Annotated in this window: 15 protein-coding genes; 10 read left to right on the forward strand and 5 right to left on the reverse strand. The window is 70.0% G+C overall.

Going from position 1 to position 14,599, the window contains the following annotated elements:
- Positions 1–123 precede the first annotated feature (123 nt).
- The 4 genes from APR04_RS03205 to APR04_RS03220 all read left to right on the forward strand — a co-directional run bounded on the left by APR04_RS03205 (position 124) and on the right by APR04_RS03220 (position 3,049).
- Positions 124–750, forward strand: a complete 627-nt coding sequence (locus tag APR04_RS03205) for a TetR/AcrR family transcriptional regulator (RefSeq protein WP_253867854.1) — start codon at positions 124–126, stop codon at positions 748–750.
- Between the two features lie 102 nt (positions 751–852).
- Entirely contained in the window at positions 853–1,635 is a 783-nt protein-coding gene (locus APR04_RS03210; RefSeq protein ID WP_253867856.1) for a helix-turn-helix domain-containing protein, read from the forward strand.
- Positions 1,632–2,354 carry a GOLPH3/VPS74 family protein gene (locus APR04_RS03215; protein WP_253867857.1) on the forward strand — a complete coding sequence of 241 codons (723 nt, stop codon included), beginning with the start codon at positions 1,632–1,634 and terminating at the stop codon, positions 2,352–2,354. The genes APR04_RS03210 and APR04_RS03215 overlap by 4 nt, the downstream gene beginning before the upstream one ends.
- 179 nt (positions 2,355–2,533) lie before the next feature.
- On the forward strand, positions 2,534–3,049 hold the full coding sequence (locus tag APR04_RS03220; protein ID WP_308292314.1) for a small multidrug efflux protein: 516 nt from the start codon (positions 2,534–2,536) through the stop codon (positions 3,047–3,049).
- On the opposite strand, the gene APR04_RS03225 is transcribed toward APR04_RS03220, so the two are convergent.
- A complete protein-coding gene (locus tag APR04_RS03225; protein WP_253867861.1) occupies positions 3,034–3,420 on the reverse strand; it encodes a winged helix-turn-helix transcriptional regulator in 387 nt (128 codons plus the stop codon). The genes APR04_RS03220 and APR04_RS03225 overlap by 16 nt on opposite strands.
- A gap of 88 nt (positions 3,421–3,508) precedes the next feature.
- Between APR04_RS03225 and APR04_RS03230 the strand changes: the two genes are divergently transcribed.
- On the forward strand, positions 3,509–4,324 hold the full coding sequence (locus APR04_RS03230) for an NAD(P)H-binding protein (protein ID WP_253867863.1): 816 nt from the start codon (positions 3,509–3,511) through the stop codon (positions 4,322–4,324).
- A 144-nt stretch (positions 4,325–4,468) separates the two neighbouring features.
- Here APR04_RS03230 and APR04_RS03235 read toward each other — a convergent pair whose 3' ends face one another.
- From APR04_RS03235 to APR04_RS03245, 3 genes are all read right to left on the reverse strand, one after another.
- The gene (locus tag APR04_RS03235) at positions 4,469–5,122 is read right to left on the reverse strand and encodes a hypothetical protein (RefSeq protein WP_253867865.1); all 654 of its coding nucleotides are present in this window, start codon (positions 5,120–5,122) and stop codon (positions 4,469–4,471) included.
- Between the two features lie 50 nt (positions 5,123–5,172).
- Positions 5,173–6,756, reverse strand: a complete 1,584-nt coding sequence (locus tag APR04_RS03240) for an SMI1/KNR4 family protein (protein ID WP_253867867.1) — start codon at positions 6,754–6,756, stop codon at positions 5,173–5,175.
- A 127-nt stretch (positions 6,757–6,883) separates the two neighbouring features.
- Entirely contained in the window at positions 6,884–8,737 is a 1,854-nt protein-coding gene (locus APR04_RS03245; protein WP_253867869.1) for a LamG-like jellyroll fold domain-containing protein, read from the reverse strand.
- Between the two features lie 223 nt (positions 8,738–8,960).
- Between APR04_RS03245 and APR04_RS03250 the strand changes: the two genes are divergently transcribed.
- Complete coding sequence (locus APR04_RS03250; protein WP_253867871.1) at positions 8,961–9,536, forward strand: STM3941 family protein; 576 nt, start codon at positions 8,961–8,963, stop codon at positions 9,534–9,536.
- A 44-nt stretch (positions 9,537–9,580) separates the two neighbouring features.
- A complete protein-coding gene (locus tag APR04_RS03255; RefSeq protein ID WP_253867872.1) occupies positions 9,581–10,534 on the forward strand; it encodes a 1-aminocyclopropane-1-carboxylate deaminase/D-cysteine desulfhydrase in 954 nt (317 codons plus the stop codon).
- 279 nt (positions 10,535–10,813) lie between these two features.
- Here APR04_RS03255 and APR04_RS03260 read toward each other — a convergent pair whose 3' ends face one another.
- Complete coding sequence (locus tag APR04_RS03260; protein ID WP_253867874.1) at positions 10,814–11,617, reverse strand: IclR family transcriptional regulator; 804 nt, start codon at positions 11,615–11,617, stop codon at positions 10,814–10,816.
- Positions 11,618–11,792: 175 nt separating this feature from the next.
- Here APR04_RS03260 and kduI point away from each other — a divergent pair, with 175 nt between their 5' ends.
- The 3 genes from kduI to APR04_RS03275 all read left to right on the forward strand — a co-directional run bounded on the left by kduI (position 11,793) and on the right by APR04_RS03275 (position 14,599).
- A complete protein-coding gene (kduI, locus tag APR04_RS03265) occupies positions 11,793–12,611 on the forward strand; it encodes a 5-dehydro-4-deoxy-D-glucuronate isomerase (protein WP_253867876.1) in 819 nt (272 codons plus the stop codon).
- Positions 12,608–13,405 (forward strand): 2-dehydro-3-deoxy-D-gluconate 5-dehydrogenase KduD, encoded by a 798-nt coding sequence (gene kduD / locus APR04_RS03270; RefSeq protein WP_253867877.1) that lies wholly within the window; start codon positions 12,608–12,610, stop codon positions 13,403–13,405. Before kduI ends, kduD begins: the two co-directional genes overlap by 4 nt.
- An 81-nt stretch (positions 13,406–13,486) precedes the next feature.
- Positions 13,487–14,599, forward strand: coding sequence for a sugar ABC transporter substrate-binding protein (locus tag APR04_RS03275; RefSeq protein WP_253867879.1), 1,113 nt, complete (start codon positions 13,487–13,489; stop codon positions 14,597–14,599).

Consider the following 14,599-nt stretch of genomic DNA (forward strand, 5'->3'; position numbering starts at 1 on the left):
CGGTGCGCTAACTGGACCACGGATGCCCCGTTCGCGTCAATAACTAAGACAATTAAGTCTCAGATCGCCCGGATACGGCTCCGCGTCCGGCTCGGATAGCATGAGCGCGGGAGGCGATGCGTGATGAGCGAGGACGTCCGGTCCAGACCGGTGCGAGCGGATGCGCAGCAGAGCATTGCCCGGATCCTCGACGCGGCGCAGCGCGTGCTCGCCGGCGACCCGAGCGCCTCGATGGAGCAGATCGCGGGGGCCGCGGGGCTGGGCAGGGCGACCGTGCACCGGCACTTCCCGTCCCGGCAGTCGCTGCTCGCGGCGCTGGTCGGTGATCTCAACGCCCGTTACAGGAGCGCCTTCGACCAGGCGCGAGTGATGAACGGCCCGCCACTGGTGGGCCTGTACCGCCTCACCGAGATGGCCTTCGAGCTGAAGGTCAGCCATCCCTTCGTCATCAGTCTCACTCCCGCAGAGCAGGGCACCGGCCCCGCGTCGGACCCCGAGATCCAGGACGGGCTCGAGCGACTCTTCGCCCGGCTCCATGCGGCGGGCGAGATCGCCGTCGGCGACCCGGCCTGGTGCCGGCGTCTCTATGTCGCGCTCCTGCACGAGGTCCACGAGCTGCCCGGTGGCTCCCCTGCGCTGACCGGGGCGGCGGACGCGCCGGACGATGACCTCGACGCCCGGGTCGAGCTGCTGGTCAGGACGCTGCTGGGTGCGCTGGGCGGGGGAGGCGAAGGAGGAGCCGGGTCATGATGGCTTGCTGGGGGCCTGCCGTCGTCACCGTTCCACGAGCCGGTTGACTGTGCCCCAAGGGCATAGTTTTCACTGGTTCTCAACGGAAGGGCGGTGAGAGCAATGGCCTGGAGCACACGTCAGCTCGCGGACCTCGCAGGTACGACGATCAAGGCTGTACGGCACTATCACGCGCTCGGGCTGCTCGATGAACCGCGTCGTACGGCGAACGGCTACAAGCAGTATGAGACGGCCCACCTCATCCGGCTGCTGCAGATCAAGAGGCTGAGCGATCTAGGGCTTCCGCTCTCGCAGATCGCCACCATGGATCGCGCTGATCAGGTGCCGGACGAAGCGGTCCGGTTGATCGATGCGGAACTCGCGGCGACGATCGAACGGCTACAGAGAGTTCGGGCAGAGCTTGCCGTCATACTGCGTCACCGCGCTCCGATCGATGTTCCCCGTGGCTTCGAGTCGATCATGGAAGGCCTCTCGGACAACGACCGCGCCATGCTCGCCATCTATGGCCAGGTCCTCGACGAGAACGCGATGGGCGAGCTCCGTGAACTACTGAGCCGGCGCGATCCCATCGACGACGAGTTCGACGCTCTACCGGCGGACGCAGACGAAGCCTTGATCCAAGACCTTGCCGAACGGATGGCCGGTCCGCTCGCCGCGGCACAGGCCGCATTTCCGGTCGTCGGTGACGCCGCCCAGTTCTCCACGCACAGCGTCGAGCGCACGGCCAGCACCGTCTCGCAGGCGATGGGGGATCTGTACCACCCGGCCCAGCTGGAAGTGCTCCGTCGAGCGCACGCGATCGCTACGCCCTCCTCAGAAGCCCACTCGCACCTCCCGCACGGCGACGCACTCTCTCCTGGCGCGACTGACGGAGGAACAAGGTGACCGACCCGACCTCAGGCCCTCGACCGGGGAACACGGACGACGCCCGTGGTGCGGACGTGACGCTTCCCGAAGCCGTCATGCTGCTCCTGTTCGATCCCCGCACCGGCACCATCGCAGGCGAGGGCCAGTCATTGATGTACACGCTCGGCGGCGCGATGCTCACCGAGCTCGCCGTACGAAAGCACATCGAGCTCGACGACAAGAACCGCCGCGTTCGCGCCGTCGGCCACGCCCCCGAAGACCTGCTGCTACGCGGAGCATGGGAACGGGTCCCGGAGACCGCGACAGGAATCAGGGCGCTCGCGATCGATATCGGCGTCCGGTCCCGAGAGAGCACCTTGGACCGGCTCGTCGTGCGAGGCGATATTCGCAAGGAGCCCCGCCGTCTCCTCGGCTTCATCCCGACACACGCACTCAAGGGCGGAGACACCGACACGCGCGACCGGTTGCTCAGGCCGGTTCGGTCGGCGCTGGTGGACGGCGTCGATCCCGACGCCCGGACCGCCACACTCGCCGCGCTGCTCTCGGCCAGCAAGAACCTGGCCGCGATGCATGCCGACATCCCCTGGTCCGGTGAGGTCTATACACGCGGCAAGAAGTTCGAGCGCGGCGACTGGGGCGCGAAGGCCGCCTCCGACATCATCCTGAGCACCCTGGTCGTGCAGGTCGTCGGGACTGCGTTCGCGACGGCCCTGGCGACGTTCGCACAGCCCGACTGATCACCTCCGCAGTCGTAGGAGTCGCAGCGCCCTCGAGCGACCTGCGCAGACCACCCACCACTCACCACGCGTATCTGGCGCGCCCAGATCGCATCGACAGTCGCTGAAAGAGAGACACGATGAATCCGGTCGAACCAGTGGTCCAAGGATTCCGAGATCTTGTCGCAAACGTTCCAGACGTGGTCCAGCCGCTGGTCATCGCGCTGGCCGGTGCCGTGCCCTTCGTCGAGGGCGAGCTCGCGACGACGGTCGGTGTGCTCGGTGGCCTCAACCCCATCGTGGCCGGGATCGCCGCAGCGGGCGGCAACTTCCTCTGCGTCTTCCTGATCGTCACGCTCAGCAGTCGTGTCCGTACGGCGACCCTCGCGCGACGCGCGCGGCGGGAAGCGGTGCGGGTACCGGTGAACCCGACGGAGCGGGGCAGCGACGCGCCGGAGGAACCGCCGACGAAGGTGAAGCCCGATTCGAAGGGCAAGGAACGTTTCCGGCGCTACCTCGATCGGTACGGAGTACCGGGGGCGAGCCTTCTCGGCCCCCTCGCGATGCCGACCCAGTTCACCGCCGCGCTGCTGGTCGCCGGTGGTGTGTCCAAACCCCGGGTACTGCTCTGGCAGGGCATAGCGATCATCCTGTGGACCGCGATCTCGACAGTGAGCGCGTGGCTGGCCTTGATCGTGGTCTACAACGTCGGCTGAGCCGCATCGCGCGCCGGCTCGGTGTTGTCCTCGATCCAGTCGAGCATGGTGGCCAGGTGGCCCCGAAGGCCGCTGCCGAGAGAGGTCAGCCCGTAGGTGACCTGGGGCGGGGAGGTCGGCTCGACCTTGCGCCAGACCAGGCCGTCCTTGGCCAGGTTGCGCAGGGTCTGGGACAGCATCTTCTCGCTGATGCCCTCGATGTGGTCGCGCAGCTCGTAGAAGCGCAACGGCTGCTCCTGCAGCCTGAGCAGGACCCAGACACCCCAGCGACTCGTGACGTGGTCGAGGACCTGCCGTGCCCCGCAGTCCGTGTGGAACGGGTCACGTTCCTTGGGTGCCGCTGACTGCCCTGCCAAGATTCCGAGCTCCATGTCAGGACCTTACGTCGAGGTACGTCCTTTCGAGAAGTAAGTCGCTTTCCTAGAGTCTGCCGCGTACCTGACACTGGAAGGAACGATCATGATCGTAGTCACCGGATCCACCGGGAACATCGGGCGCCCCCTGCTCGACGCGCTCACCGCCGCAGGGGAGTCGGTCACCGCCGTCTCCCGGAACCCGATCAGTCTTCCCGAGGGCGCTCGGCACTTCGCCGGGAACCTGAACGACCCGGAGGGCCTGGAGCCCGCGTTCCGCGGCGCCGACCGGCTGTTCCTCATGATCCCGGACCCGGCGCTGCCGGTGTCCCGGATCGTCGAGACCGCACGCGCCAGCGGGATACGCCGCATCGTGCTGCTGTCCTCCCAGCGGGCGCAGTCGAGGCAGGACCCGGTCCTGACGAGCATGGAGCAGACCGTGACCGGCTCGGTTCCCGAGTGGACGGTGCTGCGACCCGGTGGCTTCGCCTCGAACGCACTCCTGTGGGCCGAGTCGGTTCGCTCCACCAGGACGGTCCGAGCGCCGTTCGCCGACGTCGGGCTCCCGCCGATCGATCCGGCGGACATCGCTGCCGCGGCAGCGGCGGCCCTGCTGGAGGACGCCCATGTCGGGCGGTACTACACGCTGAACGGCCCCGCTGCCGTCACGCCGCGTGAGCAGGTCGCCGCGATCGGCCACGCGCTCGGCGAACCGGTCGAGCTCGTCGAGCAGACCCGGGAGGAGTCCTTCGCCGAGCTGTCGCGGATCTGGCCGCCCGCGGTCGTCGAGAAGACGCTCGACGCGCTCGGTACCCCCACTGACGAAGAGCGCAAGCCGTCGTCCGATACCGAGCTGGCCCTGGGCCGTGCGCCCCGGGACTTCACCGACTGGGTCGCGCGCAACATCGACGCCTTCCGCTAAGGAGCGCCGAACGCTTCGCGCAAGGCCGGACAGGCAGAGGCGGGCCCTGGACGACGCCAGGGCCCGCCTCCGGTCAGCCCGCTCCGGTCAGAGCCGGATGGTCAGGGCGGGATGTCAGAGCAGGATCGGTCAGCGCTGGACTGGTCAGGGCTGGATCGTTGGAACGAAGTTGTCGAGGAGGAACTGGCCCTCCGCGCCCGCGGGCAGCTCGCCCATGAACCGGGTGACGACGCCAGTGCTCGCGGACTGGACGTAGACCTGGAAGTCGATCGTCTCGACCGCCCCGTCGGCCCAGTGCTCGGTCTGCGCGGCCGTGAGCACGGCCTCCGAGGCACCCTCGACCTCGATGTACGAGGCGTGGTAGCCGAGCTTGTTCAGCTCCTTCGGGTCCGGCATCTCCTGGTCGTAGAACGGCGACTGGACCAGGATCCGCCAGTGCAGGTCGCCGTACTCGTCCGAGACGGCGATCTCGGGGGACTCCCACTCGTGACCGGCGCCGCCGTCGCCCACGATGGCACGGCCGGTCCAGTCGGCCGGGATCGCGTAGCCGACGTCGTTGGTCTCGGTGATCTGCCAGGTGTCCGTGGCGCCGTCGGTGGGCTCGCCCAGGTCGACCGGGATCCCGACCGGGTCGCAGTCGGCCGGACCGGCGGCGTGGCCCGGGACGTGCGCGGAGGTGGCGGAGCAGGCCGGCGTCGCGGGGGAGGCGGTGGCGGTCGCGGTCGCGCCCGCGGTGAGGCCGACGGCGAGGGCGGCCGTCAGAACGATGGAACGTGCCTTCGTGTGTGTGCGTGTCATGACTGCTATGACGCGTCGGCGGCCTGAAAGGTTGTGTCCGTCCGCGCCCGTTACGGTGACAGCTCACCTTCGATCGTCACGGTGCGCAGGCTGTCGCCGCCCCACTGCCGGATGAGCGCGTCGTAGACCGAGTCGATCTCCGCCTGGTCGAGGTCGTAGCCGGAGATCCCGGCGGCGAGCAGCGACTCCGGGACGGCGTCCGCGGCGATCAGCGCCCGCCAGTCCTCCAGGCCGATCTCCAGGTACTCCAGGTGGTCGAGCCGCCCGAGGACCAGCGGGTCGGCGATCGTGCCCGGCTCGGCGGTGACCGTGCGCAGCCGGGGGAGCCCGACCAGGGGCGACAGGTCCGACGGCGTCTCGTCCCAGGACCCGACCGAGAGCACCTCGAGCTCGTCGGTCGCCGCCGCGCGGACCGACCTGCCCGCGCCGCTGTCGACCATGACCACCGCGGGCGGTTCCTCGCCGGGCTCGCCGGACGGCCAGGGGTTCCCGCCGTCGCGCACGAGGTCGGTGAGCGATTCCGCCAGCAGCCAGGCACCGATGTCGGACTCGTGGCTCAGCACGACGAGCTGGCCCACGTGGCCGGCGGGCCCGGGCGCCAGGTCGACGGCGACCCAGTCCCCGGTGCCGCCGTAGTCGCCGATCACTATCCACTCCGACGAGTCCACGAGACCCTGCACCGCGGAGTCGGGCCGGGTGACGACGGCGGTCCGGGCCAGGAAGTCGAACGGCAGCCCCTTGCGCACGTCCGCCTCGGAGGCCCGTTCGATCTCGTCGAGGTCGAACTGCTGGATCCCGCCGAGCGCCTCGGCGTCGCGCTCGTAGCGGTCGTCCTCGCCGTAGTCGCCGTAGTCGCCGTACTCCGCCCGGGTCACCCTCAGCAGCGCGCGCAGCTCGGGCGGCAGCGGCGTGCCGAGCCGTTCCTCGAGCGCGGCGAGCTCCTGCTCGGTCGCCCCGACCGCGTCGGGCATCCGTTCGCGCAGCGTCCGTTCCAGCGCCTCGGGGTCCGACGACGGGGCGGGGCCACGTCCCTCGAACGCCTCCGGTCCGCGCCGGACCGGCTCAGGCTCGGCGCCGTCGACCAGCACGACGTGGCCGGCGCTGTTCACACCGAAGTCCCTGATCACCGTCGCGGTCGGCGACTCGGCCGCTGGGGTGACGACCGTGCGGCCGTCCGCGTCGATCCGTACCGAGAAGGTGATCGAGCCCTTGCCGGCCTCCTCCAGCGCCGCCCGCAACGGCTCGGTGGCCTCCGTGAGCGCCAGGAAGAGCGTCCCGTCGTCGGGCGGCAGGGACAGGGGGACGCTGTACGCGCCCGGGCTGTAGCTGCCCGACCACTCGCACAGCTCGGGACGCTCCGACCGGACCAGCTCGAGCAGGGGTTGCCAGGTCTCGAACCGGTACAGGGTGTCCTCGCCCGGGACGTGAGACGGCTCGGACACGGAAGTCTCCCCTCGTCGATCGACCGACGTCGATGCCTGGACGCAGCCGTCAGGGCTCGCTCCGTCCGGTGCCGGGGCGAGCAGGTCGAGGACGCCGACCGTCGCCACGACGCCGACGGCGAGGCCGACGACGATCGCGGTGCCCTTCAGCCCTGGAATTCGCTCGAGCCAGTCCCGCAGCAGCACGATCACCGGGGCAATCTAGCGGGCCGGTCGCCCCGGACGCACGAAAGACCGGGGGCGGCTGGTCACCTGACCAGCCGCCCCGGGGTAGTGCGCCGAGACAGAATACGCTGAGAGGCGCGTCCTGCGTCGCCTGTCAGCGGCTCCTTGCCGTGAGGAACTGGCTGGGCCGCAGGGCGCGGGAGACGATCCTGGTGTCGCCGATCCAGCCGTAGAACCCCTGCCCGTACCGCTCCGCGGACTGGGTGCCGCCGATGGCGAACGGCTTGCCGAGCGTCGAGATGCCCCGTGACTCCTCGGCGGCGTTACGGACGATCTTCGAGCCGTCGACGTACATCGTCGTGTGCCGGCCGTCGTTGACGAGGGCGACGTGCATCCATCGGCCGACCGGGATGGCGTGGCTCCAGGACGTGGGGTCGGCGTCGCCCGGTACGGGGTAGACGACGAACTGCAGGAACCGTTCGCCCGACAGGTTCAGGCTGCACGTCGGCTCGTCGTCGGACCAGCCGCTGTGCTTGCCTGCGTCGCCGGCGCGGCCCTCCCAGCTGAGGATGCCCATCCAGGCGTGGTCCCCCTCGAAGGGCTCTGGCAGCTTGAGGAACGTCTCGATCGTGTAGCCGGACTCGAACGTCGCGCTGTTGACCGGGGCGTCGGGACCGGTCCGCAGCACCGCGCCACGGTCGGGTCCCTTGCCGCCGTCGAACCGCAGGCTCCCACGGGCCGGCTGGGCGTCGTGGTGCTCGGCCGACCAGGTCAGCGCCTCCGGGGCGCTGGCGTGCAGGAGCTGGGAGGTGAGGTCGTTGCCGTTGCCGGTGAGGTCGCGGGCGACAGTGCCCGGCGCGACCGGGGCGCCGTCGGCCCCAGCGGTGGCCAGCCCGGCCTCGTCGAACCGCCAGTACGCGACGGTGCCGCGCGGCATGACGGCCGATGGCGGGAGCGGTACCGGCAGGAGCGGCGGTGCGAAGGCGGCGAAGCGCTCGTCGAAGTCGATCTCGACGGTGAACCGGTCGACGTCGCCGCTGAGCTCGACGTGCTCCGACTCCAGGGGTGTCGGGTCCTGCTTCGCCTGCAGCCAGGGCGAGAACGTCTCGACGTCGATCACGCCGCGGTCCAGGTCGAACGAGTAGTACCGCACCATGCCGGCGCCGCCGTAGTAGCGGTCCTGGTAGTTGGTGATGTGCAGGTGCACGGGGTGGCCGGCGTCGTTGGTCATCGTCGTGCGGCCGGAGGGCCAGTAGTGCCCGCCGAGCGCGAGGAAGATCTGGTCGTTGCCCCGGATCAGCCGGTCCCAGAGGCGCTGCCCGTTGTCGGAGAGGCTGGCCTTGCCGTCGCCCTCGGCCCAGACGATGTCGTGGGTGGTCAGGACCGCGGGGAGCGGGTGCTCGTCGAGCACGCCCTTGGCCCACGTGAGCCCGGCGTCGGACGCCCGCCAGTCCAGCGCCAGGACCAGCCACTCCCGTCCGCCGCCGCGAACCACGTGGTAGCTGTTGTACCCGTCGGGGGAGGAGCCGCCGTAGGTCTTCATCCGGGAGAACCGCTGCGGCCCGAAGGTGCGCAGGTATGGCGTGTCGCCGCGCTGGTCGTCGCCGCTGACGTCGTGGTTGCCGGCCAGCACGCTGTACGGCAGCCGGCCGGCGGCGTCGAAGGCGCGGCTCGCCGCGCGCATCTCGGTCACCGTGCCGTGCTCGGTCACGTCGCCCAGGTGGGCCATGAAGACGATGTTGTCCCGGGCCTGCTCACGCACGAGGTGGCGCAGCGTGGCGCGCACCGGCTCGGGGTCGGAGCCGCCGTCGTCCAGGAGGTACTGGGTGTCGGGCAGGACGGCGATCGTGAACCTCGGGTCGGCCGTGTCCGGGTGGCCGCCGTGCGGCGTTGCCGGGGTCGTCGCGGCGGCAGCCGACGGTGCGCTGACCGTCGCGGAGGCCGCTGACAGGATCGGGACGGCCGCTGCTGCCTGGAGCAGGGACCGGCGGGAGAGCTTGTTTTCCACCGTCGCATCGTGGCCCGGCCTGCTGGCGCAGGGGTGACGCGGAGCCGAACGGTGTCTGACCATACGACCACCGACGGGCACCGTACCGACCGGGCGCGGATGCTGTGCGAACCACACCGGACCAGATGCTCCGGCAGGCCCCGGCCCCGTCAGCAGGGTTGAGCCGGGTGCAGTGCGTGGTGGCCTCTGTCGGGCGCGTGCTCCGTCTCGCTATCTTTCCGCAGTGACCGAAGCCGTGGAGTTCGAGGTCTCACGCACCCGCATCCTCCTGATCGGGCTGGTGGCCGGACCCTTGATGACGGCAGCCAGCGTGCTGATCGTGATCGCCGCCCTCAACCCGACAGCAGTCAGATGGCTGGCACCGATATCACCGCTCCTGTGGCTGTTGTACATGGTCGTGGGTGTGGTCGGTGCGGCATTCTTCGGCTACGGCACCGTGCTCTGCCTGACCTTCCTGCGGAAGCCTGGTGCCGGCCTGGTCGTCGACACCGAGGGCTTCACCGATACCTCGAGCGGCGTGGCGACCGGGAGGACCACCTGGGACCAGGTCACCGGATGGCACCTTCACCAGGTTCAGAAGCAGACCAGCCTGTGCGTGGTGGTGAAGGACCCCGAGCCGGTGCTCGCGGCGATGAGACCGGTCGCGCGACTCATGTCCCGGGGCAACATCAAGCTCGTCGGGACGCCCGTGTGCATCGGGCTGACCGGCTTGCGTGGTGGTCCCGAACCCGTCATCGCCGCGTTCGAGCAGTACTACGACCGATGGGCACGTCGGGCCGCCGGCGCCGAGGAGGCCTGAGGTTCGGACTCGGGGTTCGGACTCGGCCTGCCAGACTGCCCGACATGTCCGCGCCCGCGTTGCTGCTCCCGTCGCCCGTCGAGGCGCTCGACGACGAACGTCTCGACGCGGCAGGCGTGCGGGTGCTGCTCAAGCGGGACGACCTGATCCATCCGGAGCTGCCGGGCAACAAGTGGCGCAAGCTGAAGTACAACCTGGAAGCAGCCGAGGCTGCCGGGGCTGCGCGGCTGCTGACGTTCGGCGGCGCGTACTCCAACCACATCCGGGCGGTGGCCGCCGCGGGAGCGCTGTTCGGGTTCGAGACGATCGGTGTGATCCGGGGCGAGGCGTACGACCCGCTGAACCCGTCGCTGCAGTTCGCGGTCGACCACGGCATGCGGCTGGCGTACCTGGACCGCCAGACGTACCGGCGCAAGACCGGCCCCGACGTGCTCGAGCGCCTCGGTGCAGAGCACGGCGACTTCTACCTGGTGCCAGAGGGCGGCAGCAATGCCCTGGCCGTGCGCGGGTGTGCGGAGCTGGTCGGTGAGATCGACGAGGACTTCGACGTCGTCTGCTGCGGCGTCGGCACCGGCGGGACGCTTGCCGGAATCGCGGCCGGGCTCGCGTCTGGCCGCGAGCCCGGCAGCGAGCCCGGCCGCGAGCCCGGGCAGCTGGCGATCGGTTTCTCCTCGCTGAAGGGCGGGGACTTCCTGTCCGACGACGTCGCCGCGCTCCAGCGGGCCGCTCTCGGCGAGGTGACCGAGAACTGGGAGATCGAGACCGGCTACCACTTCGGCGGGTACGCCAGAGTGAAGCCCGAGCTGACCCAGTTCGTCGACGACTTCCAGGCCCGTCACGGCGTGCGCCTGGACCGGGTGTACGTGGCCAAGATGATGTACGGCGTCTACGACCTCGTCGCCAGGGGGCGGTTTCCCGCCGGGACGAGGATCGTGGCGGTGATCACCGGCCCCGACTTCGCGTCGCGGCCGCGTTGGTCGTCGGACGAGGCGGGTTGACCTCGACGGCGCTGGAGCGGTGCCGAGCCGCAAGTTGCTGGCCTTCGTGGGCGGTCGGCGGTGCCGAGCCGCAAGTTGGTTGTCAATCCGGCTGCTCAGCCGCAACATATGGGTCCATCAGGGGGCTGATCGACGTGCAACCTTCGGCTCGGCGACTCGGAGACGATCAACTTGCGGTTCGGCGCCGCAGATGACCTCCAACTTGCGGTTCGGCGCGCCAGCCGGCTCGCCGTGACGATTAGCTTGCGGTTCGGCGCGCCAGCCGGGTGAACAGGATCCTCAGCGCACCATGCTGTTGCCGTGCACGGCCGCCAGCCGCGCCTTCACGCTGAGCAGGGTCTCGATGATGAGGTCCTCGCGCCCGTCGCCGAGCCGGCTGATCGGTACCGCGATGCTCATCGCGTCCACGGCGTCGTGGCTCAACGGGAGCGCGACGCCGAAGCAGCGCACGCCCATGCAGGACTCCTCGCTCTCGGTGGCGTAGCCCTGGTGGGCCGCGCGGTCGATGATCTCGAGCACGGCGTCCTTGTCGGTGGTCGTGCGCGGTGTGATCGCGGAGATCGACTCGGGCACCAGGTCGCCGCGAGCCTCGGCCGGCATCTCGGCGAGCAGGGCACGCCCCAACGAGGTGGCGTACGCAGGGAGCCGGCGCCCGACGGCGGAGTGCATGCGCAGCGGGTGCACCGACTCGCGCTTGGCCGTGTAGATGACGTCGGCGCCGTCGAGGCGTCCGAGGTGGACCGTCTCCTGCGTGGCGGCGGCCACCTCGTCGAGCACGGACGTGGCACGCGCCAGCGCCGGGTCGCCGTCGAGGTAGGCCGAGCTCACGACGAGGGAGTGGATGCCGAGCTGGTAGACGCTGCCTGTCGGGTCGGTCTGCAGCCAGCCCCGGTCGGTCATGGTCCGCAGCAGCGCGTGCAGGCTGCTCTTGGGGATGCTGAGGCGCGTCGAGAGCTGCAGCTGGGTTCCAGGGCCGTTGGCCGCGATGTCGTCCAGCAGGTCCAGTGCACGGGCCGCTGACTTGACCGGTCCGGCGTCGTTGGTGCCGGTCGTCTCACTCTGGAGCTCCCTCTGAAGCTGCATGAACGCTCTCCTCTGGTCCTTCTGCGGGGCACCGGGACCGCCCCGGGGGTGATTCACCCTACCCCCGAGTTCGCATACGTGGACATGTTTCGACCCCTTGACCAGTGAGCGGGATCACGTCTATCGTCAGGCAAGTTCACATAGACGAACACAGTTCACAGACCGAGGGTGATTCATGATCCAGGTTCGATACTCGACATCTCCGTCCAGCGCGGAGACGGCTACTACTGCGGACCTGCGGGAGAACTTCCTCGTCCCAGACCTGTTCGTCAGCGGTGAGGTCCGGGGCACGTATACGCACGAGGACCGGATGGTGGTCGGCGGGGCCGTTCCCGGTACCGCCGAGCTCGGGCTGCCGGCCTGGGCCGAGGTGCTGGGCACCGAGGCCCACCTCGAGCGTCGCGAGCTCGGCGTCATCAACGTCGGCGCCGCCGGCCACGTCGTCGTCGACGGCGAGAAGTTCGAGCTCGAGCACCTCGACGGCCTCTTCGCGGGCCGGGGGAGCGAGGTGTCCTTCGGCGGCACCGACGCCGCGTTCTACTTCGTGTCCGCCCCGGCGCACGCGACGTACCCGACCCGGCTGCTCAGCCACAGCGAGGTGGAGCCGGTCGCGCTCGGCTCGGCCGAGGCGGCCAACGAGCGCAACCTCTTCCGCTACGTCTGGGGCCAGGACGTGGAGTCCTCCGTGCTCCAGCTCGGCGTGACCGTCGTGGCCGGCGGTTCGGTCTGGAACACCTTCCCGCCGCACCTGCACGCCCGCCGCACCGAGATCTACTGCTACGTCGACCTCGACGAGCAGGACCGCGTCTTCCACTTCATGGGCGAGCCCGGCGCCACCCGCCACCTCGTCCTCAAGAACCGGGAGGCCGTCATCTCCCCGCCGTGGTCGATCCACGCCGGGTCCGGCACCGGGTCGTACGCCTTCATCTGGGCGATGGCCGGCGAGAACAACGCCTACACCGACCTGAGCCCCGTGGCCGTGGAGGACCTGTGACCACCACCACCGGGACGGTCACCGATCCCAGCACCGACGCACGCTCGCCGTTCGACCTGCACGGCAGGTGCGCGGCGGTGACCGGTGCGGGGCGCGGCCTCGGCCAGGCGATCGCGCTCGGCCTCGCCCGGTCGGGGGCGGACGTCGTCCTGCTCGGCCGGCCGGGCAACCAGGAGGCCACCCGCGACCTCGTCGCCGACCTCGGTGCCAAGGTCGACGTCGTCGACCTCGACGTGAGCGATCTCGACGCGGTCGAGCAGGTCAGCGCCGAGCTGAACGGCTCGCGTCAGATCGACGTCGTGATCAACAACGCAGGGATCATCGACCGCGCGGACTCCGTCGCCGTCGGCCGTGACTCCTGGCAGCGGGTGCTCGACGTCAACCTCAACGGGCTCTTCTTCCTCACCCAGCAGCTCGGTCGGCCGATGGTCGAACGCGGCCACGGCAAGATCGTCAGCATCGCCAGCCTGCTGTCCTTCCAGGGCGGCCTGCGCGTGGTGTCGTACGCCGCCAGCAAGCACGGCGTCGCCGGCATGACCAAGGCGCTGGCCAACGAGTGGGGGCCCCACGGCGTCCAGGTCAACGCCATCGCACCGGGTTACATGGTCACCGACAACACCACCGCGCTCCGCGCCGACGCGGACCGCTCGCGCTCCATCCTCGAACGCATCCCGGCCGGCCGCTGGGGTACCGCCGAGGACATCGCCGGGGCGGCAGTGTTCCTCAGCTCCGCCGCCGCCGACTACGTCAACGGTCACGTGCTGGCCGTCGACGGCGGCTGGATGGCCCGCTGACACCGTCCCTCTCACGACAGTCCCACCGCCGCGCTGCGGCACAGAACCACATGGCATCGAACGAAAATCGAGGAAACGACAATGAAGTTCACCTCTCGACACTCTGCCGCTCGACACTCTGCCGCTCGAAACACGGCCGCCGTCATCGGCGTCGCCCTCGCGGCCGCAACACTCACGGGCTGCACCGAGACGGCCGCCGGGGGCGACGACGCCGCCGCGGCCGGCGCGTGCGAGCCAGCTGACGTCACCCTGGTGGGCCAGGTGCGCACCGAGTCCAACCCCTACGAGGCCTCGTGGCTGGACGGCGGCGACGCCTTCGCCGAGCAGGTCGGCCTCACCCAGGAGCGGCTCACCTACGACAGTGACTCGACGCGTCAGCAGGAGCAGATCAGCCAGCTGCTCGCCGGCGACACCGAGTGCCTGGTCATGAACATCCTGCCCAACGGCGACTCCGACACCCCGCCCATCGTGGAGGGCGCGGAGGCGGCGGGCGCCTACCTCGTCACTCAGTGGAACAAGCCGGCCGACCTCGACGTCACCGACTACGACTCCTGGCTGTCCCACATCACCTACGACGGCGTGGAGTCAGGCAAGCAGATCGGCGACGCGCTGGCCGAGGCGATCGGCGGCTCGGGCGGCGTCGTCGCCCTGCAGGGCGTCCTGGACACCGCCGCCGCCAAGGACCGCTTCGTCGGGCTCGAGGAGTCGCTGGCGGCCAACCCGGACGTCGAGCTGCTCGACGACCAGACCGCCAACTTCTCCCGCGCGGAGGCGCTGGAGGTGACCAAGACGCTCCTCACCAAGCACGGCGAGGACATCAAGGGCATCTGGGCTGCCAACGACGACATGGCGCTCGGTGCGCTCGAGGCGCTGCAGCAGGCGGGCCGCGACGACGTGGCGGTGGTCGGCATCGACGCAGTGCCCGACGCGCTCACCGCGATCCAGGACGGCACCATGACGGCCACCGTCTCCAGCGACGGGCCCTGGCAGGGTGGCATCGGCCTGGCCATCGGCTACTGCGTGGCCACGGGGGAGCTCGCCGTCGAGGACATCGCCGACGAGGACCGCGCCTGGTTCGCCGAGCAGTTCCTCATCGAGCAGGACAACGTCGCCGACTTCGTCTCCCCGGAGACCAGCGAGGCCGACTTCGCCTGCGACAGCCTCTTCAGCCGTTCGCAGGGCTCGATGTCGTGA

It is taken from the genome of Promicromonospora umidemergens, from assembly GCF_024171995.1.
Classification (GTDB): domain Bacteria; phylum Actinomycetota; class Actinomycetes; order Actinomycetales; family Cellulomonadaceae; genus Promicromonospora; species Promicromonospora umidemergens.

Excerpts from the sequence above, each read along its gene's own strand:
- APR04_RS03205 (WP_253867854.1), top strand. The coding sequence starts at position 124 with ATGAGCGAGGACGTCCGGTCCAGACCGGTGCGAGCGGATGCGCAGCAG.
- APR04_RS03210 (WP_253867856.1), top strand. The coding sequence starts at position 853 with ATGGCCTGGAGCACACGTCAGCTCGCGGACCTCGCAGGTACGACGATC.
- APR04_RS03225 (WP_253867861.1), bottom strand. The coding sequence starts at position 3,420 with ATGGAGCTCGGAATCTTGGCAGGGCAGTCAGCGGCACCCAAGGAACGT.
- APR04_RS03230 (WP_253867863.1), top strand. The coding sequence starts at position 3,509 with ATGATCGTAGTCACCGGATCCACCGGGAACATCGGGCGCCCCCTGCTC.
- APR04_RS03235 (WP_253867865.1), bottom strand. The coding sequence starts at position 5,122 with ATGACACGCACACACACGAAGGCACGTTCCATCGTTCTGACGGCCGCC.
- APR04_RS03255 (WP_253867872.1), top strand. The coding sequence starts at position 9,581 with ATGTCCGCGCCCGCGTTGCTGCTCCCGTCGCCCGTCGAGGCGCTCGAC.
- APR04_RS03260 (WP_253867874.1), bottom strand. The coding sequence starts at position 11,617 with ATGCAGCTTCAGAGGGAGCTCCAGAGTGAGACGACCGGCACCAACGAC.
- kduI (WP_253867876.1), top strand. The coding sequence starts at position 11,793 with ATGATCCAGGTTCGATACTCGACATCTCCGTCCAGCGCGGAGACGGCT.
- APR04_RS03275 (WP_253867879.1), top strand. The coding sequence starts at position 13,487 with ATGAAGTTCACCTCTCGACACTCTGCCGCTCGACACTCTGCCGCTCGA.